Here is a 24,019-nt window from a genome sequence, read left to right on the forward strand (position 1 = left end):
GTAATATATTAATATAAGTGTCAGTAATCATGTCGTTTTTTTATTCAATAAAACTAGTAATTGACTAAGTGAAGACCTCGATGATTTCACCGGATCCTGGAGCTGTTTTTCGTATTTATTATGGTGGTTTCAACGCGCAGAGCTGTATTATTCTGAATCCATTACTCTGAATCAGTATTTCCTTAAATTGAATCATGAATACTTATCAATTCATCAAAGAGCCAACCGGCTGGTATATTGATCTTCCTGAATATATATTACAGGGAGGAACAAAAGAAGGATTACAAATGGTGGAGGGAGCCGACGTAATGCTGGATATCATTGCAGAAGGAAGAGATAAAGTCATCCTTGACATAGATCTGCATGCATTACCAGGTTCCACGACACTTTTACTTGTCGAGAAATGTGATCCGTATATCGGTGGAGGTTTTTATCTGCTCGAAGAATGGAATGGCAAAAAGGTCGGCATGAAGATGTGGCTGTGTGAGGTGACGGAATGGTTATTTGGACATTTGCCTGCCGCCATTCACATAAAAGAAGTGGCGACTGAATGAACTATACTTTAACGCTAATGAAGCCAGCAGGGTTTTCATCCCGAAGTAGTCACGTGTATATTTTTTTAATGCCATTCTAAAAACTGAGTTTATACCAATGTCATTTAGTTAAGCATTTCCCCGAAAGTTCATTTGATGGCCGATGGTCGCATTGGATTGAGGCCGTTGCTGCTAGCCGGTACAGGTTATTGCGTCTAATAGATCGTTATATTTTCGACCATCGAGATACTGACGAAGGATCTCTCAGCTAAACGAAATTGGATTTTATTCTGCGGAAGGAAAAGTATAGAAGATAATTTACCATTTGTCATCGCTCCAGCAGAAAACCGCAGAAGTAATTGACAGGACAATTGCTCTTTTCGTACTGATGGCTGGAAATATTACAGTAAGATCATAAAGGTAGTTGTCTGTTTACAGCTTCTTGCTGTTGTATCACGGCTACCGAAGTAAAAACATCACGCCAATAATTCCCACTTACGGATTTAGTAATACTTTTACATACCGAAGGCGTAATGAAAGATGTATTGCACATAAAATGGTTGCTTGAACAGGTGGCTCTTCAACAAAGTGAAGAAGCCTACAAAAAACTGTTCCTGTTGCTTCATAAGCCGCTCTGTCAATTTGCTTTCGGTATTCTCAAGTCGAATGATCATGCACAGGAAGTTGTGTCAGACGTTTTTATTCATATCTGGGAACACAAGACAAAACTTCCGGCGATCGAATCTCCTCTTATTTATTTATACAAGGCGGTAAAGAACCGGGCGTTGAACAGCATTGCCAAAGAACGCCGCCAGCAGGCACTTGATTCCGGAGAATGGCTGGTGCCCATGCCGAGCGTTTATTTCGATCCTGAAAAGCTGATGATGACGGAGGAGCTGATGCAGAAACTGCAGCAGGCTGTTGAAGATCTGCCCAGCCGGTGCCGCCTAATCTTTAAGTTGATCAAAGATGATGGGCTGAGATATAAGGAAGTGGCCGATCTTCTCCAGATCTCTGTCAAAACAGTTGAGGCTCAAATGACTATCGCCATGCGCCGGCTCGGAAAATGCATGGAGGTGGAAGTCTCCAGCCTCAACGTTAAAATTTCTAAAAAATAACCGCGCTTCTTTTAGGGGTAATGTTTCCCGGGCTTTGTCTTATTGGGTGATAAGCCGTATGACTGCATGAGCCAGGAACAATTTTGGATCTTACTGACACGAAAAATTGCCGGTGAAGCTTCGCCGGAAGACCTCACTGAGCTCGAACAGCTGATGCAGCAGCATCCCGAATGGCAGTTCGCCTCCCAGAACCTGGAAGATATCTGGAACTCCAAACCACACGTTGATATTTCAGAAGAAGAAGAAGCGTACCTTCTTCACCTGCATCGGCTGCAGCAAAAGAATATTCCTTTTGGCAAACAGCTCCAGCCGGAAGAGGAAGCGGCGGTAGCCGAACTTTCTTCAAATTCTTCCCGCAAACGTATCCGCTGGCTGATCGCCGGTCTTACAGTGGCCGCCTCTGTAGCAGCATTCCTTTTCTTTAACCCGTTTTCCGGGAAATCCGGAGCGTCACCCGCGCAGCTTGCAAACATAAACGAGATCAGCACCCGCCTTGGTTCTAAAACACGGATCCAGCTCCCGGATGGCTCAGTTGTTTGGTTAAATGCAGGCAGTAAACTTACCTATGACAAGGATTACAACCAGGAAGACCGGCAGGTAACGCTGACCGGCGAGGGTTTTTTCGACGTTATCAAAGATCCGGCAAAACCGTTCCTGGTACATACTTCAACGGTTGACGTCCGTGTGCTTGGTACCGTATTCAATGTAAAAGCCTACCCTGAGGATAAAGCTACCGAAACCAGCCTCATACGTGGGAGTCTCGAAGTATCCATAAAAAGCCGTCCCCTTGATAAGATCATACTTGCCAGCAATGAAAAGCTTGTAGTGGAGAATAAAAAGGATACCGTAGCAGCGTGGAAAGCTGATGAAGAAACGGACCAGCCATTGATGACATTGAACCAGATCAAACGCAATTCCCGCGACAGTACCATCAATGAAACGCAATGGACGGAGAACAAATTGGTGTTTGACAATGAGCCATTCGAAGATGTTGCTGTGAAAATGGGAAGATGGTTTGCTGTTGATATAGAGATAACGGACTGGGCCCTTAAACAGAAACGATTGACAGGAACGTTCGAGCGCGAGAGCGTGGAGCAGGCTCTTGAAGGACTGGCTTATGCCTCCACCACCCCATTTATATTTAAACGGTCAGGAAATAAAATAATTATTCACCGATAATGCCATATGCCAAATGAATTACAACTCTTCCTGATAAGATTCTCTTAAAAGAATTGGGAGCTCCCTGGCCGGGGAGCCCCCAAGGCTAAGTACATAGTAAATCGTCTCCAGCGGGGAGATAACCAGTAATTAACCCTTCAATTGACAAATTATGAAAAAAAATGAAGTGGGCTCCTTTATTTGTGGCCTGCTATCACCAAAGCTCTACAGGATTATGAAACTGACGATGCTGCTGCTGCTCATTGGATGCCTTCATGCTTCCGCCGAAACTTTCTCGCAGGATAAAATCACACTGCGCCTGGAAACGACGGACATTAAAAAAGTTCTGCTTGCGATCGAAAAGAACAGCAACTACCGCTTTCTTTTTGACGAGCAGGTGATAAAGGGTAAACGCCCTGTAAGTTTAGCTGTTGAAAACGCGCCGATAGATGATGTGCTGGCAAAGGTTCTTTCGAACACCGGCATTTCCTACAAGATCCTGAACACAAATCTTGTGGTATTAAAAGAGGTAGCTTCTTCAACGGAGATCGCGGCTAAAGAAGTGCGCGTAACCGGTAAGGTGGTTTCTGCTGCCGGCGCACCGCTTGCCGGTGTTTCGGTTTCTATCAAAGGATCAAGTGTGGGAACGGTTACCGATGAGTCTGGTAATTACGCTCTTACTGTTCCCGATGATGCTACGCTGCAATTCACTTCTGTGGGTTATCAGCCGATGGAAGAAAAAGTGAATGGCCAGACAACCATCAACGTAACGCTTCAGCCCGCAGAAACTTCGCTCAATGAAGTGGTTGTGGTTGGTTACAGTACACAACGCAAACGGGATCTGACAGGAGCTGTTGCATCTGTAAAAGGCGAGGAGATTGCGAAAATGCCGAACACGAACCCTCTTGCTTCTCTGCAGGGAAAAGTTGCCGGTCTCACAGTTTCCAACCCTGGTAACGCAGGCGGAGCACCTGTAGTACGGATCCGTGGTGTGAACAGTACGAACAGTGCCAACCCTGTCTATGTAGTGGATGGTATTTTGCAGGACAATATCGACTACCTTAACCCTGCAGATATCGAGGCAATGGATGTCTTGCGTGATCCTTCCTCTATCGCGATCTATGGTCTGCGTGGAGCAAACGGTGTGATAGCCATCACTACCAAAAGAGCGGCACGCGGGCAGACAAGAATCAATCTTGTAAGTTCCGTGGGTGTACAAAGAGTGACCGATAAAATAGATGTTGTAGACGCAGAAGGATATAAAACATTGCTGAGAGCACAGCTTGCCAACAGAGGCGCGGGTGAATTTGATTTTGACAACTACACGGCTAATACCGACTGGCAGGATCAGATCTTCCGCGATGCGGTTATCAATACCAACAGTATCAGTATCTCCAACAGCGGCGAAAAAAGCTCCACCCATTTCAACCTGGGCTACAATACACAGGACGGTGTGCTGAAATATGAGAACTACCAGAAATACATCGCCCGTCTTAACCAGGAGATCCGGTTTACACAAAATATCAAAATAGGTGCGGATATAAGCGGGTTTCACTGGAAACAAAATCCAACAGGAGTAAGCGTGACAAATGCGCTTTGGGCTGCTCCTATTGTGCCTGTTCAATTCGATGACAATACTTACTATGCGATGCCTTCCCTGCAGCGTGTACAGGTAGGTAACCCGGTTGCCGCTTTGAACAGAAGCAATCGTAACTCTATTAACCAGGGCTTCCGTTTTGTAGGAAGCGTGTTTGCAGAGATCAAGTTCCTGAAAGATTTCACATTCAAATCAACTTTCTATACCGATCTCGGATTCAATTCCAGCCGCAGCTATTCTCCCCTTGCTTATTCCTTTATCGAGCTTGGAGAAGGACCTGTGGCGACGCGGACTGTTCTCGATACGACTGTCAGAACAAGTGTTGGTCAACGTCAGGATGAATTTCGCAGATTCCAGCAGGATCACACACTATCATGGAATAAACGACTGGGTGGCGGCCACAATTTAACAGCGCTTGCTGGTTTTACTACGATCTATGATCAAAGCTCGAACGTGAGCGGAAACCGGGTTGGCGCCGATGTGGCCATTCCAAGAGACCCTGACTTCTGGTATATCAATGTCGCCAACTTAAGCAATCCGGGGAACTTTGGTGGCGGCGGCGGAAAAAACTCTACGGTGGGTGCATTTGGCCGTGTCAGCTATTCCTACAATAATAAATACCTGCTGAATGCAACGATCCGTAGAGACGGAAGCTCCAAATTTGCTCCTTCCAACCGTTGGGGTACTTTCGGAAGCGTTGGTCTAGGATGGGTTGTTTCAGATGAGGACTTTTTTGTTGTAAAAGGGATCGACTTCCTGAAACTTCGCGCAGCCTGGGGTCAAACAGGTAATTCGAACGGCTTCCAGAACGATTTCTGGAGACCAGGTATCAGGAACTCTGTAAACGCTATATTCGGTGACAATGTGTTCACGGCCATTCAATCGGCTTACATCGTCTCACCCAATCTCCGTTGGGAAGTGGTGAATGGTCTTGATTTCGGTTTGGATATGCGTGTGCTGAAAGACCGCTTGTCTGCCGAGATCAATTTCTATAACAGAACGACAAAAGATATCCTGACAAGTATCGTTCTTCCAAATGAAAACCGTCCGTATTTTGATAACCTCGGAGAGATCAGCAACAAAGGTATCGAAGTCAGCCTGGGATGGAAAGATGCTATTGGTAAAGACTTTACTTATGGAGCCACGGCTAATTTCAGCTACAACCGGAACCGGGTAGAATCCATCGGGGACCGGTTCAATTTCCGGATCGCACAAGGTAATAATGTGACGGAAAGCGGTCGTTCTATCGGGTACTTCTTCGGATACAAACAAGTTGGAGTTTTTCAAACCACAGCTGATATCGAAAAGAGCCCGGCTTTTGCCAGCACGCTGCCTGGTGATATTGCCTATGCAGATCTTAACGGAGATGGTTTTATCAGCGATGCTGACCGTACTTATCTCGGCACTCCATTCCCTCCTTACAGCTTTGGCTTCAGTGTAAACGCTGCATATAAAGGCTTTGATGTGATGATCGATGGACAGGGTTTTGCAGGCAACAAGATCTATACGCAACGCCGCACAGCAATTTTTACGGATCTCAACTACGAATCAAACCGACTGAATGCATGGACCGCTCCAGGAAGCACCAATGTTGAACCAATCATGGATAATGGAAGAGGAAACAACTACCTGTTCAGCACGTATTTCCTTGAACCAGGCGATTATTTCCGTTTGAGGACGGTTCAGTTTGGTTATACATTCCCGGCAAGAATGCTTGGCAACATCGTTAAGCAGGCCAGGGTATATATCAGCGGACAGAATATCAAAACATGGAGCCAGGCTACCGGTTATTCACCCGAACCTCAGCTGGGTAATATCCTGCAAAGTGGTGCAGACAATGGAACATATCCTGTACCTGCTATTTACTCTTTTGGCTTCAATCTTACTTTTTAACTGACTGAAAAACGAATTGAACATGAAATATTCCAACATCATTACACGTAAGCTTCTCCCAGTGCTTGCCATCGTGATGATCGCAACATTCTCGGGTTGTAAAAAATTCCTCGACACCCCGAGACAGGGAGAATATAATGAAGAGAACTATCCTTATCCCGGAGGAGCCGGTCCGTATGACCAGTTCATCCTCGGTGCATATACTGACCTGAGAGGTTATAATGTACATGCAGATGGCTTCATCGTTGCTACCAGTATCCGCAGTGATGATGCCGATAAAGGCAGCACCGCATCTGATGGCGGTCCAGATGTTATCACGATGGATAATTTTCCTGTATTAACCAACAATGGACGCGCAAATGCGCTTTGGACGGGATATTACGGACTGATCAACAAGTGTAATAACACCATTCATCAGATCACGATAAGGAATGAAATTGTTGCAACCGAGGAAGCAAAGATGCAGGCAAGGGCGGAAGCAAGGTTTATCCGTGGCTATGGTTACTTTATGCTGGTGCGCCTGTTCGGTCGTGTTCCCAAAATCGATACACTTTTTGCTGACCCTGCCGCACAGAATAACGTTCCGCAAAGCACTCCCGCTGAGATCTATTCATTAATTGAAAGCGATCTCACATTTGCAGCATCCTTCCTTCCGGCAGAATGGGATAAAAAATTCATTGGCCGTGCAACAAGTGGTGCAGCAAATGGCATCCTGGCCAAAGTATACCTTACACAGAAGAAATGGGCGATGGCTAAAGCAACTGCAGCTTTGGTGATGAATTCGGGCAAGTATGATCTTTCCACTCCTTATGCGACAATCTTTGGAGAATCAGGAGAAAACTCAAAAGAGTCTGTATTTGAGATCCAGGGTCGTGCAGATGCGCAGATCAAAACGGACCAGGGGATTCAGTATGCAAGTATCCAGGGCGTACGTGGCGCCACTGAATGGAACATGGGATGGGGTTGGAATACACCGAGTACATTTCTTGAAGCGGCATACGAAGCAAATGATCCGCGTAAAGCAAGAACGATCCTGTATACCAGTACACCCACCACTCCCGGCATAACTATATATGGCGAAACGACTCCGCTCGGTCTTCCTAATCCCCGCTACAATCAGAAAGTGTATACATTACCTTCTGAACGTGCAAGGGTAAACGACCGCTTCGGTTACTGGATGAATGTCCGTATTCTCCGTTATGCTGATATAGTACTCATGTTTGCCGAAGCATCGAATGAAATGGGCGGTGCTGATAATATAGAAGCTGCAAGAGTTGCCTTGAATACCGTGCGTGCAAGAGCAAGAACAGGAGCTCCGGTAGGAACACTGGCTGATCGTGTTACAACCGACCAGGGTGAACTGCGTGATTTTATCCGTCATGAAAGAAGGATCGAACTGGCAATGGAACACGACCGCTTCTTTGATATTGTCCGCTGGGGTATTGCTGATGATGCCATGCATAACGCGGGCAAACCAAACTTCAGCGCAGCACGCGATGCATTGCTGCCAATTCCTCAGGCCCAGATCGACCTGAGTAATAATGTCCTGACTCAGAACTTTGGTTACTAATTCTATACCGAAAAACGAATTCAATGAAACAACAACAATATAAAAAAATCCTGCTTTGCACCGGCATTGCTGCCAGCATGAGCTTGTTCTCCTGCAAAAAGGATGGCAATCCAAACAATCTTCCGGGAGTTGATCCGGGAGATTATGAAGGAACAATCGATGGATTCAGTAGTTCCGATGAGATCTTCCCGGGCAACCTTGTTGCCTACTGGCCTTTTGACAATTCATTAAATGAAACGAAAACGGGTACTGCACCGGCAGAAAAAGCAAATGAGTCTTTTATCACCACTGGCGTAAAAGGCGCAGCCCTGAAGCTTGCGGGCGGTTATCTGTACTTTCCAACCAATTTCCCGGCATTCAAAACAGGCGTATTCAAAAGCTTCGCGATCAGTGCATGGGTGCAGATCCTGAACAACGGTTCAAAACGGACCATGCTTTTTCAGCTCGCCCGCCCGAATACATTTGTTGGAAATATCAATTTTCACCTGAATACACAATCTTTCCCGGCAACAAACACTGCTGAACTGAAGATCAACCCAACCTTCGCAACTGTTGGTGGGGGTACGCAGGATAATATCAATACAAAGAGAGACAATCCGGGAGATGCGAACTACTTCCCGTATATCACTCCGGCAATTGGTGCGGATAAGTGGGTTCATCTTGTGATCAACTATAATGGAACCAATGGTATTTTCGATATATGGGCAAATGGTATTCGCGCCGGAGCTTTCTTCAGCAGAGGTACGGGTAATAACCTGTTCAACTCGTACGAGCCAAATGAAGTGATCATTGGAGGTAACTACAACGTGATCCCGGGCAAGTCTGTAAATGCCGATGTGTCTGTTGGCGCAATGACCGGCAGCATCGATGAATTACGTGTGTTCAATATCAATTTACCAGATGCACATATCAAAGCTTTATATGCATTAGGCAAAGCGAATAAATAATCTTTTCTTTTTAAAAGCACACAGATCGCTTCGGCGTCTGTGTGCTTTGCTTTTTGTACTACTTATGAAAAAGTATTCTTTTATAGTATTCCTGGTGTTCCTGCTGGGTATTCTCAGTGGCTGTAATTCTTCAAAACAGGCAGTAACTGCCCAGCCCGCAATTTCTCCCGCAGATACATCTCTCTTCCGTCTTGTTCAGCAACAAACCTTCCATTATTTCTGGGATGGTGCTGAGCCCAGCAGTGGCCTGGCCCGTGAGCGCATCCACACAGATGGCGTTTACCCGCAAAAAGATCAAAGTACTGTCACCAGTGGTGGCGGTGGTTTTGGTGTAATGGCTATTCTTGTCGGGATCGAGCGCAACTTTATCACCCGTCAGCAGGGTTTTGAAAGATTTGAAAAGATCGTCGGCTTTCTCGAAAAAGCAGACCGCTTTCATGGTGCCTGGCCGCATTGGTGGTATGGTGAAACGGGAAAGGTGAAGCCATTCAGTAAGAAGGATGATGGTGGTGATCTTGTTGAAACTTCCTTTATGATACAGGGATTGCTTTGCGTTCGCCAGTATTATAAAGATGGTTCACCCGCAGAAAAGGCCCTTGCCGCAAGGATTGATAAGCTTTGGAGAGAAATAGAATTTGACTGGTACAGGAACGGTAAAAATGCATTGTACTGGCACTGGAGCCCTAACTACGGATGGGACATGAACTTTGCTGTCAGCGGATACAACGAATGCCTGATCATGTATATATTGGCTGCCGCATCTCCAACACATGGCGTGGCTGCGGAAGTGTATCATGATGGTTGGGCAGAGAATGGAAAGATCAGAGAGCCGCGTGAAGCGCTTGGCTATACGTTGCAGTTGCGTCATCATGGCGCTCCCAATGGCGGCCCGCTTTTCTGGGCACATTATTCTTACCTTGGGCTTGATCCGCGCGGACTCAAAGATCAGTATGCGGATTACTGGATGGAAAATCAACACCAGGCATTAATAAATTATCAGTGGTGTGTGAACAATGCGAAAGGATTCAAAGGATATGGTCCTGACAGCTGGGGGCTTACTTCAAGTTATTCTGTAAAAGGTTACTCAGGTCATGCGCCTTCAGCAGAACGCGATCTTGGTGTGATCTCGCCAACAGCCGCTCTTTCATCTTTTCCTTATACGCCGGATCAGTCAATGGCTGCCATGAAACACTGGTATAATGACAAAAAAGATAAACTCTGGGGGAGCTACGGTTTCTATGATGCATTCAGTGAAACAGATAACTGGTTTCTTCCAAGATATCTTGCTATTGACCAGGGTCCGATCGTCGTAATGATGGAAAACCACCGGACAGGGTTACTTTGGAACTTATTTATGAGTTGCCCTGAAGTAAAAACAGGACTAAAGAAGTTGGGCTTTAGCAGTCCGCACCTGACAAAACCGAACTGATAAAGACGGTAAATGCTTTTCGTGATCGGGTATTAACGTTATAAATATGACATGTATGATAAGAAGTTTTTTTCTGTTGATATTGCTCACTAATGTTGTTGTTCTTAAAGCTCAGGACAGGTCGTTATATGAAAAATTTCAGTTCATTCAGAATGGCGACACGTTACCATATCGTATACTGTTGCCTGAGAACTATGATTCCTCAAAATCGTACCCGCTTGTTTACTTTCTGCACGGAAGAGGTGAGAGTGGGCGCGACAATGAAAAGCAACTTGCGAATGGCAGTGCTATGTTTTTGAGTGATAGCGTGCGGAAGCAATATCCTGCGATCGTTGTATTTCCGCAGTGTTCAGCTACCAGTTACTGGAGCAATGTGCATACGATCGCTGATGCGAAGGGAAAACGCTCATTTTATTTTGTAGCAGATGGTGATGCTTCGTTGCCAATGAAGTTACTATTGTCTTTATCACAAAACCTTGAAGTGAGGTATAAGATAAAGAAAGACCAGGTGTATGTGATGGGCCTGAGTATGGGAGGGATGGGGACCTTTGAATTTGTAAGGAGAAAGCCGGGTTATTTTGCAGCGGCGGTTGCTATATGTGGCGGCGCAAACCCTGCAACAGCGTCAGCTGTCAGGAAAACGAAATGGTGGATCTTTCATGGAGCGAAAGATGATATCGTATTGCCGGAGCATTCGGAAAAAATGCAGGCGGCGTTAAAGAAAGCGGGGGCGACAGTTAGATATACCGTTTATCCCGAGGCAAATCATAATAGCTGGGATCCGGCATTCAGGGAGCCGGGATTGTTCAGGTGGATGTTCGCCCAGCGGCTGGTAAAATAGACAGTATATGGTGCGCTTGTCGTAAAGCGACGCAGTGACAAGGCGGCGAAACCCGATACTCTCCGGGCTGCTCTCGCCGCGCCTGCTGCGTTGCTTTTACGTCAGGCGTAAAAAATATTGCATAGGGATTTGATAAGTTCCTATGCCATCCCGATGATCTTTCCTTTCTTTGTAGCAGCCATGCCTGCAATCAAATTCACAGAATCCATCATCGTTAAAAGAAGCGCTGCAGAAGTGTTTGACTTCACGCAGGATTATAATCAGCGTCTTTCCTGGGATACATTCCTGAAGCAAGCAGATCTCATGGGTGGAGTCACCAGCGCCGGTAAGGGAGTAAAAGCCTGGTGCGTAGCAAAAAACGGACTTGGCATGGAAACGGAATACATCACCTTCAATCCTCCGAAAGCAACTGCTGTCCGGATGACAAAGGGTCCTTTTTTGTTTAAAAAATTTCTGGGTTCCTGGAATTTCAAAGAAGTGGATGGGCAGACGACTGAAGTGATTTTTTTGTATTCGTATGATCTGCGATTCCCATTCAGTATTTTTTCTTTTTTGGTAAAAGGCAATTTGCAGAAGAATGTCCGCCAGCGGCTGAATGATCTGAAGAAGTGTTTGGAAGGTTAGCTGAAATAAGGGCTTCTAAAATTCTACGCCTTCTTTCGAACAGACATTGATTTGCTATATTGGTATACCAAAATACACCCACCGCCATGTCAAGCCGAAGTCTTTTCATTCTTGTTATCCGTATTCTCGGGAATCTTTAGCGGCCCTCTGAAAGAAATGATCCTTGCTGAAAAACAAATCCGGTCTTGTTCAGTTAATAGAGTATGCATTCTCCTGCCACATCCGGTGCTCTGGCGATCAAGGGGGAAGTTGGGTGACATTTACAGAGTGCACGACGACAGGAAACAACACCAAAGAGGTCAATTCTTCTAATAACCTAAACTTCAAATGTATGCGTTACCAGTTGATCTTCATTTTTCTGGTCATCTCATTCGCAGTGAAGGCGCAGGAAAAAACCACTGAACTGTATCTGAGTTTCAGGAATTGCATCAGTGGAGATCAGGTTGATTATGATCAGCCTGTTTATTTCTATACATTGCCCCAGGATTCTTTAGCGTATACCATTTCTACCGAGGCATTAAACGAAAAAGGTTTCGTCAGGTGCAGCGATATTATTCCGGGTAAGTATAGAATTGCTTACAAAGGATATGATGGAGCAGTGGTCAATACGCAACATGATTTAAGCGGCCGGGTGAATATGCTTCATCTTTGCTATAACGGAATGCAACCGCCTGTCGATAGCGCACTGTCGTTTCTTCAGAACGGCGATAGCCTAACGATCCTTCAGACTGTTTATTCTTGTTTTGCAACGGCTTCGCAGCGCATCCGTTTTATAAAAAATGAGGAAGGTTACCAGGTTAGTCTTTGCCCGGAAAATAACAAGTTCGATCGGTTTGTAAAAGACCGGATCCCCGTCTCTATTGAGGTTGTTTCAATCCGGCATGATGAAACAAATGAAGTTAGGAGATTTGTAACTGAAGTGGCGCATACGGAAAGTTTTGGATTGTCGTCTACGTCGGTGTATGTGATAACTGCGGGTAAGCTGAAGTGGATGTTCACTCTTCATAACGACCGGTGGGATGCATACCGGGAAATGTACCGGTCTTTAAAGGAGCGATCTGCGCAAATGGTTCTACGCCATTGATTTTGCATCATCTGCCGGATATATACAACTGGTGGCGGTATGTGTAATCCATTCACAATTATGTTTTGTGTAATTTGCAGGTTCATTTTCACACATCGCCGGCATGAAAAAAGAAGCTGATACGCTCAATGTATCCCCCACATCTTCCAAAGCATCTTTGGAAAGAGAAAGAAAGATCCTGCTCGATCTTGGAAATGATATTACCAAGGTGCGGGACAAAAATGATCTGATCGTTCTTTTTTCCAAAAGGATCAAATGCCTGTATTACTTCACGCATACGATCGTTACGCTGATCGATCATAAAGATGAAACCTATTCCGCATTCCTGCTTGATAATGAAGCTTCTCCTATCCGTACACATGCGCAGTACCAGCAAATGGTAAAGGCCCGATTCCCATTGAATGAGCCATTCATTCAGGCGGCACTTGCTTCAGATGATCCGATCTCTTTTGTGCTGGAGGATATTATGAACAACCCGCAAAGTCCGCCATTTCTGAAAGTGAATTATGAAGGTGGCGTACGGGAGATCCTGATGACAAAACTGATGAATGCAGATAAGCCAATGGGATTTATTCACATTTATACAGATAAGCCGGGAGGCTTCAGCACAGAGTTCAGAAGTATCATGAAAGGAATTGCATCTCAGCTCTCAGGAGCCGTATCTAATATTCTTAAAAACGAGGATATTCTTAACCAGGAAAAGGAAAAATCTTTCCTGCTTGATTTCAGCAATGATATCTCATGCGTAAGAACAAAAGAAGACCTCGAAAAAGCGGTGAGTGCGTCATTGCGCAAAATAAATCCGCTTGGAGGATATGTGATCAGGAAGATCAATGATGACGGACTTACGATGAGCGCCTATGTCTACGGGTCGGAAGCAATACCGCCCGATGATGAACTGCTTCAGGAAGTGCTGAGTGCAAAATTTCCCATAGAGGATGGTTTGCAGAACAGGGTGCTGGATAGCTATATCCCTCTTTTGTTCAGCACAGAAAGAGAGATCTCACGGGGAATCAAATCGATATACCTGCAGCTTTGGAAGAGAACGGGCTATAAAACGATGGTTGGGATCCGGCTGAGAATAGCGGATCGTAATCTCGGTATTCTCTGGCTGGCAATTGATGAAGTCAATATTCAGCTTCTGAAAGGGATCTGCCATCAGATCTCGATCGCTATGGCCAATATAATGGCAAATGAAGAAGTGGAAACGAAGCAGCGGGAACAGGGGTTCCTGATCGATTTCAGTAATGATATCGCATCGGTTAAAACAAAACCGGAGTTTGAAACGGCTGTCTTTAAGGTGCTGGAAAACCTGCTGCATACTAAACTTGCAATGATACAGGTGATCGCTTCCGACGGGTTTCACCTTGATCCTTTTATGTACGACCGGTCATTGTATCAGAATGCGGTCAAAGATTTTGATGAGATCGTTGCCAATCGTATCAACATAGAAGAGCCATACACAGCACGTGTGCTTTCCAGCGAAAGTGGTGTTGTATTCAGTGTAGAGGATGAGGCAAAAACGGGGAATGTTTTTGCGCTTTTATGGAAAACTACCGGCTTTAAGAACATGTACAGCCTGCCATTGCGTGCGGGAAATCAGAATCTGGGGACTATCTGGTTGCTGGCAGATAGTTTGAGTCAGTTGATGCTGAAAGGGATCTGCGCACAGATATCAATTGCTATTGCCAATATACAGGCCAACGAAAAGGTGCTGGCATATAAAAAGCAACTGGAGCAGGAAAATGACTATCTCAAAGAACAGATCCGGACGATCTATAATTTTGCCGAGATCATTGGAAGTGGAGATGAAATGGAAAAAGTGTATCACCTGATGTCGCTGGTTGCAGATTCGAATTCTACCGTGTTGGTTTTGGGTGAAACAGGAACGGGAAAAGAACTCATTGCGCGGGCTATTCATAATGCCTCTCCGCGTAAGGATAAGCTGATGGTAAAAGTTAATTGCGCAGCGTTGCCGGCAAATCTGATAGAGAGTGAATTGTTTGGTCACGAACGTGGTGCCTTTACGGGAGCGCTGGACAGGCGTATCGGCAAGTTTGAGCTGGCCAATCACAGCACGCTGTTTCTTGATGAGATAGGCGAGATGCCGTTGGAAGCCCAGGCAAAGCTGCTTCGTGTGATCCAGGAACGGGAATTAGAGCGCATTGGCGGTAAGCAAACGATCAAGATCGACGTCCGGATCATAGCTGCAACTAATCGTGATCTCGAAGAGGAAGTAAAAGCAGGAAGGTTCCGTGCGGACCTTTATTACAGGTTGAATGTATTTCCGATCAGTTTGCCTCCGCTTAGAGACAGAATGGAAGATATCGAACCGCTGTCCTACTTCTTTGTATCGAAATTCAGTAAGAATACCGGAAGACGGATCACAAAAATTGCACCCGGGGTGATCCAGCAATTGCGGACCTATACATGGCCTGGCAACGTTCGCGAGTTGGAACATCTGATAGAACGCAGCGTATTGCTGTCACCGGAAGGGGTACTGAAAGAGGTGTTTATCCCGAAAACGAGCGCCAGCGAAAAGAATGAGGTTGCGTTACTGCCCAATCAATCACTTGAAGAAGTGGAACGGAGCTATATCATCGAAGTGCTGAAACGCAGTTCCGGGAAGATCTCAGGTGTTGGCGGCGCAGCAGAGATACTTGATATTCCCGGCAATACGTTACACTCAAAAATGAAGAAGTTGAATATTGGGAAAGCGGATTATTTTGGGAAGTGAGTGAGTATCGCAGGCAATTTAGTCATAAAGGATAATCTTCATTGATTGAACGTTCAGCTTTCTGCGGAAACTATCAGTCATCATTGCAATTTCGGGTTCCGGTCAGGCGGTCTTTCTCAACCACCAGCCGCCTCTTTCCCTACCACAGATGCATTCACATTATACTGCTTTTTAAAGGCAAAGGAAAAATGTGAAGCATCTTCAAACCCAACTTCCGCATACACGTCAGATACTTTCATCTTTCTTTCCTTCAGCAGAAAATGTGCTTTGTCGAGCCTCTTTTGTAATAACCATTTTGCAGGGGTAATGCCATAGATCTTTTCGAAATCACGTTTAAAGGCAGAAAGACTTCTCCCGGTGAGATAAGCAAATTGCGACAAGGGGAGGTTGAACTGAAAATTATTTTCCATGAATGCTGCCAGATCTGTCTTATGCGGATCTGAAAAATCGAAAAGCAGGTCTTTCAATTCCGGTTGACATTTTAGTAGTACGACCAGCGCTTCTTTCAGTTTCAGTTTCATTAAGGGGTCATCGTCGGAAAAAGAGAATGAAGCATAGGGTGCCAGGCCGGCAAAGAAGCTTTTTAATAATGGGTGCTCCTTTAAGGTAATAACAGGAGCCGTATTCTTTATCTTTTTAGAGGAGCTGATCTCATATTCATGACTGAAATTAAGTAGTTCCTGATCAGGGAAAGTAACAGATATTGCCTTGTATTCTTCTTCCCGGTCCGACACATACCGGAACCTGGCCAATTTGTTTTTAACTGCCAGCCAGTAAGTTCCTGTTTTTAGCTGGAAGTTCTTCACGCCGTCAAATACATGCAAAGAACCCTCCGTTTGATAACCTAAAACAAAATGCTGTACAAGGCTTTCTCCCGAAGAAGTTTCGCAGTAATCACAACTTGTTTGTATGACCGGAGGGTTCAATGCTGGCATAGATATTTTTTTAATGCTGCGACAAACTATCCAGGGTTGCCAGCAGCGCTTCTTCTTTTGTATACGGTGTCCACTGAAGAATTGTACGTGCTTTCTGATTTGACATATGCACGTATAATTCTTTACTGGCAGCGGGAAAGTCAACAACGTTTTCCGCTAGTTCCGGTCTTTCCTTCCGGATCAGGTCAGCTACATATTTAAGACTTATTGTTCCGTCGCTTGTGGCGAGGAAACGCTCTCCTTTTGCTTCCGGAAGTGTCATCGCTTTGACATGCAGGCTGGCCACATCTCTGACGTCAACCACTCCGAAGAAGTACGGCATGTCTTCTTTAATAGCACCGGCAAGAATTCCTTCAACAAGCTGAATAGAAGTAGATCTGTCCTTAGCCATCACCGGTCCGAATATACCAACAGGATTAATAACGGAAAGTTCAGGGTTACTACCATCTTTGCCTATAAAATCCCAGGCAGCTTTTTCGGCAATTGTTTTTGACTTTATATATGCACGTACATCTGCATGGATGTTTGTCCAGTCCTCTTCTGTAAAAACATGGTCTTTAGATGACTGCCCATAGCCGATTGCGGCAAATGATGAGGTTAGTACAACCCGCTTCACACCAGCGTTGCGTGCAGCTTTTAATACACGCAGGGCGCCATCACGCGCGGGTATGATCAGCTCATTTTCGTCATCCGGCTGAACCATTGGAAAGGGTGAGGCAACGTGCAACACATACGTACAGCCTTTCACGGCTTCGTCCCAACCGTCGTCTTTGGTAAGATCTGCCGCGGCAAATTCTATTTCGTCTACGTGGTGTGCACCTGCAGCCGTTAAACTGTCTTTTACTTCCTGAACCCGGGCTAAAGATCTCAGCGTTGTTTTAACAGAATAACCTTCATTAAGCAGGGCAAGGATGCAATATCCTCCAACAAAGCCAGATCCTCCAGTCACAAGGACTTTGATATTTTTCTTTTCTTCCATTTAATTGATCTTTTAATGTTAATCAGGCAAAGGTCGCTGTTAGGACATTGACTGGTACTTGTTGTAAAGTCCAAACAATCTTGTTCTGAGGTTCACTAAAAACGCGCTTCACTTTATTTAGTGCACCACTGAATGCTTTCACTGTATTTAGTGAAAACGGAGTAGCGCATTTTTTGCCAAGTTGCTGTACAGTAATGATTTAACCCATTGGTATGTCGTTTGGCATATATGGATCGAACGAGAACAGGCGAACAAAAAATAAAACATAAAAACAAGATCATGAAAATCGTAGTCATCGGAGGCACTGGCCTCATCGGAAGCAAAGTGGTAAGCAAACTTCGTCAGAAAGGACATGAAGCGATCGCGGCGGCACCATCAACAGGTGTGAATACCATTACGGGCGAAGGCCTCGCAGAAGCATTCATGAACACAGAAGTTGTGGTAGACCTTTCCAACTCTCCCGACTTTGAAGAGAAGGCTGCAACAGTTTTTTTCGAAACAGCAACAAAAAACCTGTTGGCGGCAGAAACCAATGCCTCTGTTAGGCATCATGTGATCCTTTCAGTTGTGGGAACAGAGCGTCTCAACAGTTATGGTTATTTCAAAGCAAAACAACGCCAGGAAGATCTGGTTAAAGGCGGCGGCATCCCTTACACAATTATCCATTCAACGCAGTTCATGGAATTTCTTCCGCAAATTACTTCTACTACCACGGAAGATGGAACCGTTCATTTATCAACAGCGAATATTCAGCCGATCGCTGCCGAAGATGTTGCATCATTCGTGGTTGATATTCTTTTGGAGGGGCCGACAAATAGAATTGTCGAAATCGGAGGTCCTGAAAAATTCAGCATGGCTGAATTAGGAGAACGTTATCTGGAAAGCAGGGGTGATGAACGCCTGGTCACCGGTGATGCAAACGCCCTGTATTTCGGATACAAACTCGAGCCCGATACGCTGATCCCTTCTGTCGGTGCACGACTTAGTAAGCAGACTGTCGGGGAATGGATTGACCAGCAATTGCAAAAAGCATAAAGTTTTCGCAGAACATAAATGGATCATCGAAGCAGACTACATAAATAATCAATAATGCACGTAGGCCGTTCTTATAAATTAAAGGAGTTTATTATCTGGACCAGGAGAAGGACATATCAGCTGATCTTGCTCGGTATTATTCCTGTGATAATTTATGAGGTAATAGGATGGAAATGGGTCAATATTCCCTGGACTGTAGTTGCTTTATTAGGAACGGCTACGGCATTCATTGTTGGATTTAAAAATACGCAAACTTATAACCGTACACAGGAAGCTCACCAGGTATGGGCGACCATATTGACGAACAGCCGGGGTTGGGCTATTATGTGCAGGGACTTTATAGGAGATGAAACCATAACGAAGAAGCTGATCAGGAGACATCTTGCCTGGGTTACGGCCTTACGATTCCATATGCGGGAAGCAAGGATCTGGGAGACGACCGAATATAAACATAATGTAGAATACCAGTCGTCTTATCATGTTCCGGAATGGGAAACTTTTATGGAGGACGAGATCCTTAAATACCTTGAGCCGGCTGAAGCGAAAGTGGTGTTGCGCAAAAGTAACCCGGCCACGCAGATCCTCGGTATGCAAAGCAGAACGATCACGGATGTATTCGAAGAAGAGCCAGGCTCAATGGGTAAATACATTGAGATGGAAAAATCGATAAAGGAATTTTTTGTGTTACAGGGCAGAAGTGAACGTATCAAAGATACTCCGTATCCACGTCAGTACTCAATCATCAATACATTTTTCGTCCGTCTGTTCTGTTTCCTGCTTCCCTATGGAATGCTGAGGGAATTCGATGACCTGAATAGCGTAGCGGATGGATTTATGAATGGCTATATGATCTGGCTGGTGGTCCCTTTTAGCATCATCATATCCTGGATGTATGTATCACTGGAGCAGGTCGGAGAGAGTACCGAGAATCCGTTTGAAGGTGGCGCAAATGATGTCCCTATTTCTCAGATCTCACGGATGATCGAGATAGAGATGCTTGAGTTTTTAGGAGAGAATGATGTGCCAGTGCAAATGCAAGCCCAGAATAATATCCTGGTTTAGACCTGGCCAAATCTATGGCCGATGACCATCGAGCCTATTGCAGGAGGATCTCTTAACTGAACGACATACAAATAAAATCAATCAATCATGAGCAAATTTATCATTGGCGATAACGATCCAAACGCGCCAAAAGCTGACAATGACTATACACCATCGCTGAATTATTATCAGCCGGATCTTCATGATAAAAGCGAAGGAAGCGAATACCTGGACGAAGAATTGCGAATGACGGAGCAACCACTCATGTTCGACTCTGCGAAAACAGATGGACAAGAGTGATCTTAAATTTTTCTTTACACTTAAATTAAATTGACATGCAAGAATTCCTTTTAGTGATCCATAGAGATCTCACAAGCAAAAAACCAGTTCCAACGCCAGAGCAAATGCAAGCAGCTATGCAGCCGTACAAAGACTGGATCGGCAGTATCGCAGCAAAAGACAGACTCGTGGCGCCCCCAAAGCGCTGGGATGCTGACGGAAGGTTTATAACTCATGGAAAAGTTAAGAACCATATCAGCGTTGGACCGTTTGCTGAAGATAAGTTATCGATCGGCGGTTTGTTCCTGATCCGTGCGAACGATTATGACGAGGCTGTTGAATTGGCGAAAGGTTGTCCCATCATTCAGTATGGAGCAATAGTGGAGGTAAGACTGGCTGTACCAGCCGCGTGATTAGTGAAAAGGTTGCTTCCGCCGGAAGCAACCTTTTTTTATTCAGTATATTTTACACAAAAAAATAAAGTGAAAACGAATTTCGATGTACCACAACTTCTGTTAAGAATTGCGCTTGGCCTTGGATTTATATTTCCTGTAATGGATAGGATGGGATGGCTTGGACTGCCGGGGGAAATGGGGAATGCATGGGGCAACTGGCATAATTTCATTTCTTATACGTATACACTAATGCCTTACCTTGACTTGCCGGTGGTGAACATTATTGGAGCGATCGCAACGGTCATGGAAGCCTTATTTGGCATAGCCATGATCATCGGTTTCAAAACAAGAATGGCCGCATATGGGAGCGCTTTCCTGACGCTGGCGTTTGCTGTCAGCATGTTGCTGTTTGCAGGATATCGGGCTCCATTCAGTTATTCCGTTTTTGTTTGCAGCGCTGCATCATGGCTGCTCGCGAAAATTCCATATTATAAATGGAGCGCAGACAACATAGCATAAAATTGATCTGCAGAAATAGCTGTTTCATTACATAAAAATGACGGATCGGTAAGCTTGTCAGAAAGACAGGTGACGTTTTCATAGAATTGTAAAAATATTCAGTATGAAAATGATCGTATCGCTCCTGCTACTGATGACATTGAATGCATCTGCCCAGCAACCAACCAGTGGGAAGGGCAGGGTCTATGATCTGTCAGTAGCCCTGGATTCTTCTCTGAAAGGTCCTTATACAGGCGTACTGAGATTATATACGCAGAAAGATACGACCCGCGGATTTGGCGGCGAACACTCACTCGATGAACCTGCGTTTTCCATAAATGTGAAAGACTGGAAATATGGTGAGCGTAAGTTTTTTGATCATACGGCCCGCGCCCAGTATCTGAAGATGACAGATGTCAAACCGGGTTACTATAAAATGATCGCGATACTGGATACAAATACCTTTGAACGCGGTAACGGGGCACCCGGTAATTTATATACACGAAAAGAAATGATCCTGCAGGTGTCCGATATCAGTGTTAAAGGATCGCTGGTCCTGAGTAATATTTTCCAGGAGCGACCATTTCCTGTTTCGGATTCAACGAAGGAAGTTGTATTGCTTTCCCGGAAATTATCTGCATTCAGAAAGAGAGATATTTATCTTAAAGCAGGAATTTTTCTTCCGCCATCATATTTTACAGATACCCGGCGTGAGTTCCCTGTTGTGTATATCATTCCCGGATGGGGCGGCACACATCACCAGGCAGCCGTAGCACGTATCCGAAAATTGTATGGCGCAGGTGTTGGGGCTGAAAAAATCTTTGTATTTCTTAATCCGGAAAATCAAACACCCTATGGCCTTCATGCATATGTTGATTCAAGAGTGAATGGACCATGGGGGACAGCGCTGACCGAAGAATTAATGCCGTATATACAAAGTACGTTTCGCGTAAGCAGAGATCCGCGATTGACATTTATTCAGGGACAAAGTAGTGGAGGATATGGTGCTTTATGGCTTGCGCTTCATTTTCCAGAAAAGATCGGCGGCGCGTGGATCACAGCACCTGATCCCATAGACTTTTCAAACTTTACTGGTATTGATATCTATCAGGATAAAAATGCGTTCATTGATCAGAATGGAAAAGATCGGGGGATTAATCTGACAGAAGGTAAATTCCTTTCTACGATCCGTGAAGGAAGGATCAAAGAAACATTTGATGGAGATGGTGGTCAGCAGCAGTCTTTCGAAGCTGAATTTGGACTGTTGGACAAGCACGGAAGGCCGGCAAGACTTTATGATGATAATGGCAAGATCGACTCTCGTGTGGCTGCGAGCTGGAAGCCCTATGATCTCTCTCTGTATGTGCAAGAACATGCGGGTAAATTAAAGAAAGAGATGATCGGGCCGGTTAGGATCTATGCCGGAAGTGCGGATAACTTTCTTTTGAACCACGCGGTGGAGGCGTTTGATCGAAAGATCAATAAATTTGGGCTGCCCATTCATACCCGGGTGATCGATGGCGGTACCCATTTTAACTTACGTTCGGAGGCGTTGATAAAGGAGATAGATCAAGAGATGCAGGCCTTGATAGACCGGACTAAATAAGATAATAGCATGACCTGTGCGTGAGATACCCGGTGCGATAGAAATTAAGGCGATCAACTGTCCTTGAAAATTAAATGAAAGCCGGTTTGAATTTCCGGAAGAGGCGTATATAACCTCTTCCGGATTTTTTATTGCTCCTATTTGATGATCCACTTAACAACGCTAACTCAACACGCCTGCTTATAAGAACGCTCCGGCCTACCACTTTTGTTGTATTGAATTCCTGTCACTGATCGGTTAATTTAGCGGGATAAGCCTAATCGCTCAGCAAGATTGAATGATCCTGTTTTCTGTAATTTCATTAAAACAATGTTATATGAAATCGATACGCAAGTCCGAAAACCTGAAAAAGGTAAACAATGAAAAATTAAACCTAAGTAAACTTGCTATAACGAAATCGCTCAAAGACCGGTTATTGCCGGTACTGGAGCAAATGAGTACGCGTAAGGGTGGTTCGCTTACGGCGGAGGAGAATATCATTTGGCTGGATGGAATGGATAAACAACGATCGTTGATTTCTGCCGAATTGATCGCTAAGGAAGTGGGCAGGGATCTGTTGCGTATTGATCTGTCACAGATTATTTCCAAACACACCGGTGAAACCGAGCGAAACCTTGATGTAATATTTAAAGAAGCGAGTTCAACCAATAGTGCTGTGTATTTCGAAGAAGCAGATGCTTTATTTGGAAAGCGAACGGAAGTACGGGATGCGCATGATCGTTATGCGAACATCGAAGTGAATGCATTCTTGAAAAGAGTGGAGATGTTTGGCGGTGTTGTGATTTTGACTTCCGCCAGGAAGAGCGATATAGATCCGGCTTTTTTAAGAAGGTTACGATTTGTCGTGCAACTGTGAATATCAGACTCTGTCTTCGATCATTTCATCATCTCACTATTCATAAAGAAAAGTTTAATTGAGCAAACAATCAGAACAAGGTGGTGACAGACATGAATTTTGTGTATTTGACTTGAGCTGTTCTTTTTATTGACTGATCTGTTTTTCCGCCAGTCCAACTATACCGGATTGGTGCCGTTTATACTATTGTAAGTTGGCGAATGTCTCTCTGTCATAGCTTCGCTTTCAGAAACCTCATTCTTGCGATTCTTATCAGCCATATCATTTACATCCCTGCTCGTGCTATTTGTAGAACTGGTAGCATTGCCGTTTTTCCTTCATGCGGGAGAACAGCCGGGACAGAGAATAGCGAAGGTTGAAACATGCTGTGCGAAGAAATCAGCAATGGGCACCTGTTCGAAGACTACTGATACCGGGAATGACGGCCCTGAATGCTGCGTAAATTGCCCGCTCTTCTACGTCATGTTAACTGCGCCGTTCATACTGCCAGGAGCAAACATTACCACCATTAAAAGAAACTATGCAGATCACTCTCCAGGCTATCTCTTCACCTATTATTGTTCTGCGTGGAAGCCACCTGATACGTGCTGATATACATCGTATCAGTAATTTATTTTCAACATTTAAGTAATTGATCAATATGAAAAAAATAGTTGTATTGGCTGCAATGGCCATGCTTGTTGGCGGCGGTATCGCTTTCGCAAACGAAGGCGGTAAAGACAAAAAGAAAGGTGAAAAGGCAAAAACAGAGGATTGTGTTAAGAAATGCACGAAACCATGTACCAAGCCTCCTTGCTGCGATAAAAGCAAATGCAAGAAAAGCTAATCAAATAGCAAACAAAAAGCCCCGGAAACCCCGGGGCT

General features: G+C 44.8%; 21 protein-coding genes. 19 read left to right on the forward strand and 2 right to left on the reverse strand.

All coding sequences use genetic code 11. The annotated features are described in order from the left end of the window. Positions 1 to 194: 194 nt before the first annotated feature. The 11 genes from LZZ85_RS16595 (at position 195) to LZZ85_RS16645 (ending at position 15,531) form a co-directional block, all read left to right on the forward strand. The gene (locus tag LZZ85_RS16595) at positions 195 to 554 is read left to right on the forward strand and encodes a DUF6717 family protein (protein WP_237874419.1); all 360 of its coding nucleotides are present in this window, start codon (positions 195 to 197) and stop codon (positions 552 to 554) included. A gap of 512 nt (positions 555 to 1,066) precedes the next feature. After that, the gene (locus tag LZZ85_RS16600) at positions 1,067 to 1,651 is read left to right on the forward strand and encodes an RNA polymerase sigma-70 factor (protein ID WP_237874421.1); all 585 of its coding nucleotides are present in this window, start codon (positions 1,067 to 1,069) and stop codon (positions 1,649 to 1,651) included. Positions 1,652 to 1,717: 66 nt separating this feature from the next. Next, the gene (locus LZZ85_RS16605) at positions 1,718 to 2,830 is read left to right on the forward strand and encodes a FecR domain-containing protein (protein WP_237874432.1); all 1,113 of its coding nucleotides are present in this window, start codon (positions 1,718 to 1,720) and stop codon (positions 2,828 to 2,830) included. A 151-nt stretch (positions 2,831 to 2,981) separates the two neighbouring features. Then, positions 2,982 to 6,299 (forward strand): TonB-dependent receptor, encoded by a 3,318-nt coding sequence (locus LZZ85_RS16610; RefSeq protein WP_237874434.1) that lies wholly within the window; start codon positions 2,982 to 2,984, stop codon positions 6,297 to 6,299. Between the two features lie 22 nt (positions 6,300 to 6,321). Next, entirely contained in the window at positions 6,322 to 7,869 is a 1,548-nt protein-coding gene (locus tag LZZ85_RS16615) for a RagB/SusD family nutrient uptake outer membrane protein (protein WP_237874441.1), read from the forward strand. A gap of 23 nt (positions 7,870 to 7,892) precedes the next feature. Continuing rightward, positions 7,893 to 8,816, forward strand: coding sequence for a LamG domain-containing protein (locus LZZ85_RS16620; RefSeq protein ID WP_237874451.1), 924 nt, complete (start codon positions 7,893 to 7,895; stop codon positions 8,814 to 8,816). Between the two features lie 64 nt (positions 8,817 to 8,880). Continuing rightward, complete coding sequence (locus tag LZZ85_RS16625; protein WP_237874454.1) at positions 8,881 to 10,245, forward strand: glucoamylase family protein; 1,365 nt, start codon at positions 8,881 to 8,883, stop codon at positions 10,243 to 10,245. 55 nt (positions 10,246 to 10,300) lie between these two features. After that, positions 10,301 to 11,086, forward strand: coding sequence for a carboxylesterase family protein (locus LZZ85_RS16630; protein ID WP_237874456.1), 786 nt, complete (start codon positions 10,301 to 10,303; stop codon positions 11,084 to 11,086). 129 nt (positions 11,087 to 11,215) lie between these two features. Continuing rightward, on the forward strand, positions 11,216 to 11,710 hold the full coding sequence (locus tag LZZ85_RS16635) for a type II toxin-antitoxin system RatA family toxin (protein WP_237874459.1): 495 nt from the start codon (positions 11,216 to 11,218) through the stop codon (positions 11,708 to 11,710). Positions 11,711 to 12,041: 331 nt separating this feature from the next. After that, on the forward strand, positions 12,042 to 12,794 hold the full coding sequence (locus tag LZZ85_RS16640) for a hypothetical protein (protein ID WP_237874461.1): 753 nt from the start codon (positions 12,042 to 12,044) through the stop codon (positions 12,792 to 12,794). Between the two features lie 103 nt (positions 12,795 to 12,897). Next, positions 12,898 to 15,531 (forward strand): sigma-54-dependent Fis family transcriptional regulator, encoded by a 2,634-nt coding sequence (locus LZZ85_RS16645; RefSeq protein WP_237874463.1) that lies wholly within the window; start codon positions 12,898 to 12,900, stop codon positions 15,529 to 15,531. A 116-nt stretch (positions 15,532 to 15,647) separates the two neighbouring features. On the opposite strand, the gene LZZ85_RS16650 is transcribed toward LZZ85_RS16645, so the two are convergent. Further along, complete coding sequence (locus LZZ85_RS16650; RefSeq protein WP_237874465.1) at positions 15,648 to 16,466, reverse strand: helix-turn-helix domain-containing protein; 819 nt, start codon at positions 16,464 to 16,466, stop codon at positions 15,648 to 15,650. Positions 16,467 to 16,476: 10 nt separating this feature from the next. Continuing rightward, positions 16,477 to 17,445 carry an SDR family oxidoreductase gene (locus LZZ85_RS16655; RefSeq protein WP_237874466.1) on the reverse strand — a complete coding sequence of 323 codons (969 nt, stop codon included), beginning with the start codon at positions 17,443 to 17,445 and terminating at the stop codon, positions 16,477 to 16,479. 279 nt (positions 17,446 to 17,724) lie between these two features. Here LZZ85_RS16655 and LZZ85_RS16660 point away from each other — a divergent pair, with 279 nt between their 5' ends. The 8 genes from LZZ85_RS16660 (at position 17,725) to LZZ85_RS16695 (ending at position 23,981) form a co-directional block, all read left to right on the forward strand. Continuing rightward, positions 17,725 to 18,480 carry an SDR family oxidoreductase gene (locus LZZ85_RS16660; protein WP_237874468.1) on the forward strand — a complete coding sequence of 252 codons (756 nt, stop codon included), beginning with the start codon at positions 17,725 to 17,727 and terminating at the stop codon, positions 18,478 to 18,480. Between the two features lie 54 nt (positions 18,481 to 18,534). Next, the gene (locus LZZ85_RS16665) at positions 18,535 to 19,542 is read left to right on the forward strand and encodes a bestrophin family protein (RefSeq protein WP_237874469.1); all 1,008 of its coding nucleotides are present in this window, start codon (positions 18,535 to 18,537) and stop codon (positions 19,540 to 19,542) included. A gap of 87 nt (positions 19,543 to 19,629) precedes the next feature. After that, positions 19,630 to 19,821: a hypothetical protein gene (locus LZZ85_RS16670; protein ID WP_237874470.1), complete on the forward strand. Its 192-nt coding sequence runs from the start codon at positions 19,630 to 19,632 to the stop codon at positions 19,819 to 19,821. 35 nt (positions 19,822 to 19,856) lie between these two features. Then, positions 19,857 to 20,213 (forward strand): YciI family protein, encoded by a 357-nt coding sequence (locus tag LZZ85_RS16675; protein WP_237874471.1) that lies wholly within the window; start codon positions 19,857 to 19,859, stop codon positions 20,211 to 20,213. Positions 20,214 to 20,282: 69 nt separating this feature from the next. Then, positions 20,283 to 20,714: a DoxX family membrane protein gene (locus LZZ85_RS16680; protein ID WP_237874472.1), complete on the forward strand. Its 432-nt coding sequence runs from the start codon at positions 20,283 to 20,285 to the stop codon at positions 20,712 to 20,714. 103 nt (positions 20,715 to 20,817) lie between these two features. Then, a complete protein-coding gene (locus LZZ85_RS16685; RefSeq protein WP_237874473.1) occupies positions 20,818 to 22,299 on the forward strand; it encodes an alpha/beta hydrolase-fold protein in 1,482 nt (493 codons plus the stop codon). 316 nt (positions 22,300 to 22,615) lie between these two features. After that, the gene (locus tag LZZ85_RS16690) at positions 22,616 to 23,155 is read left to right on the forward strand and encodes an AAA family ATPase (protein ID WP_237874474.1); all 540 of its coding nucleotides are present in this window, start codon (positions 22,616 to 22,618) and stop codon (positions 23,153 to 23,155) included. Positions 23,156 to 23,795: 640 nt separating this feature from the next. After that, positions 23,796 to 23,981, forward strand: a complete 186-nt coding sequence (locus tag LZZ85_RS16695) for a hypothetical protein (RefSeq protein ID WP_237874475.1) — start codon at positions 23,796 to 23,798, stop codon at positions 23,979 to 23,981. Positions 23,982 to 24,019: the final 38 nt, after the last annotated feature.

This window comes from Terrimonas ginsenosidimutans (genome assembly GCF_022012415.1).
Classification (GTDB): domain Bacteria; phylum Bacteroidota; class Bacteroidia; order Chitinophagales; family Chitinophagaceae; genus Terrimonas_A; species Terrimonas_A ginsenosidimutans.

Excerpts from the sequence above, each read along its gene's own strand:
- LZZ85_RS16655 (WP_237874466.1), bottom strand. The coding sequence starts at position 17,445 with ATGGAAGAAAAGAAAAATATCAAAGTCCTTGTGACTGGAGGATCTGGC.
- LZZ85_RS16595 (WP_237874419.1), top strand. The coding sequence starts at position 195 with ATGAATACTTATCAATTCATCAAAGAGCCAACCGGCTGGTATATTGAT.
- LZZ85_RS16630 (WP_237874456.1), top strand. The coding sequence starts at position 10,301 with ATGATAAGAAGTTTTTTTCTGTTGATATTGCTCACTAATGTTGTTGTT.
- LZZ85_RS16625 (WP_237874454.1), top strand. The coding sequence starts at position 8,881 with ATGAAAAAGTATTCTTTTATAGTATTCCTGGTGTTCCTGCTGGGTATT.
- LZZ85_RS16685 (WP_237874473.1), top strand. The coding sequence starts at position 20,818 with ATGAAAATGATCGTATCGCTCCTGCTACTGATGACATTGAATGCATCT.
- LZZ85_RS16665 (WP_237874469.1), top strand. The coding sequence starts at position 18,535 with ATGCACGTAGGCCGTTCTTATAAATTAAAGGAGTTTATTATCTGGACC.
- LZZ85_RS16675 (WP_237874471.1), top strand. The coding sequence starts at position 19,857 with ATGCAAGAATTCCTTTTAGTGATCCATAGAGATCTCACAAGCAAAAAA.
- LZZ85_RS16660 (WP_237874468.1), top strand. The coding sequence starts at position 17,725 with ATGAAAATCGTAGTCATCGGAGGCACTGGCCTCATCGGAAGCAAAGTG.
- LZZ85_RS16605 (WP_237874432.1), top strand. The coding sequence starts at position 1,718 with ATGAGCCAGGAACAATTTTGGATCTTACTGACACGAAAAATTGCCGGT.
- LZZ85_RS16670 (WP_237874470.1), top strand. The coding sequence starts at position 19,630 with ATGAGCAAATTTATCATTGGCGATAACGATCCAAACGCGCCAAAAGCT.
- LZZ85_RS16640 (WP_237874461.1), top strand. The coding sequence starts at position 12,042 with ATGCGTTACCAGTTGATCTTCATTTTTCTGGTCATCTCATTCGCAGTG.
- LZZ85_RS16620 (WP_237874451.1), top strand. The coding sequence starts at position 7,893 with ATGAAACAACAACAATATAAAAAAATCCTGCTTTGCACCGGCATTGCT.
- LZZ85_RS16695 (WP_237874475.1), top strand. The coding sequence starts at position 23,796 with ATGAAAAAAATAGTTGTATTGGCTGCAATGGCCATGCTTGTTGGCGGC.
- LZZ85_RS16645 (WP_237874463.1), top strand. The coding sequence starts at position 12,898 with ATGAAAAAAGAAGCTGATACGCTCAATGTATCCCCCACATCTTCCAAA.
- LZZ85_RS16690 (WP_237874474.1), top strand. The coding sequence starts at position 22,616 with ATGAAATCGATACGCAAGTCCGAAAACCTGAAAAAGGTAAACAATGAA.
- LZZ85_RS16600 (WP_237874421.1), top strand. The coding sequence starts at position 1,067 with ATGAAAGATGTATTGCACATAAAATGGTTGCTTGAACAGGTGGCTCTT.
- LZZ85_RS16615 (WP_237874441.1), top strand. The coding sequence starts at position 6,322 with ATGAAATATTCCAACATCATTACACGTAAGCTTCTCCCAGTGCTTGCC.
- LZZ85_RS16610 (WP_237874434.1), top strand. The coding sequence starts at position 2,982 with ATGAAAAAAAATGAAGTGGGCTCCTTTATTTGTGGCCTGCTATCACCA.
- LZZ85_RS16650 (WP_237874465.1), bottom strand. The coding sequence starts at position 16,466 with ATGCCAGCATTGAACCCTCCGGTCATACAAACAAGTTGTGATTACTGC.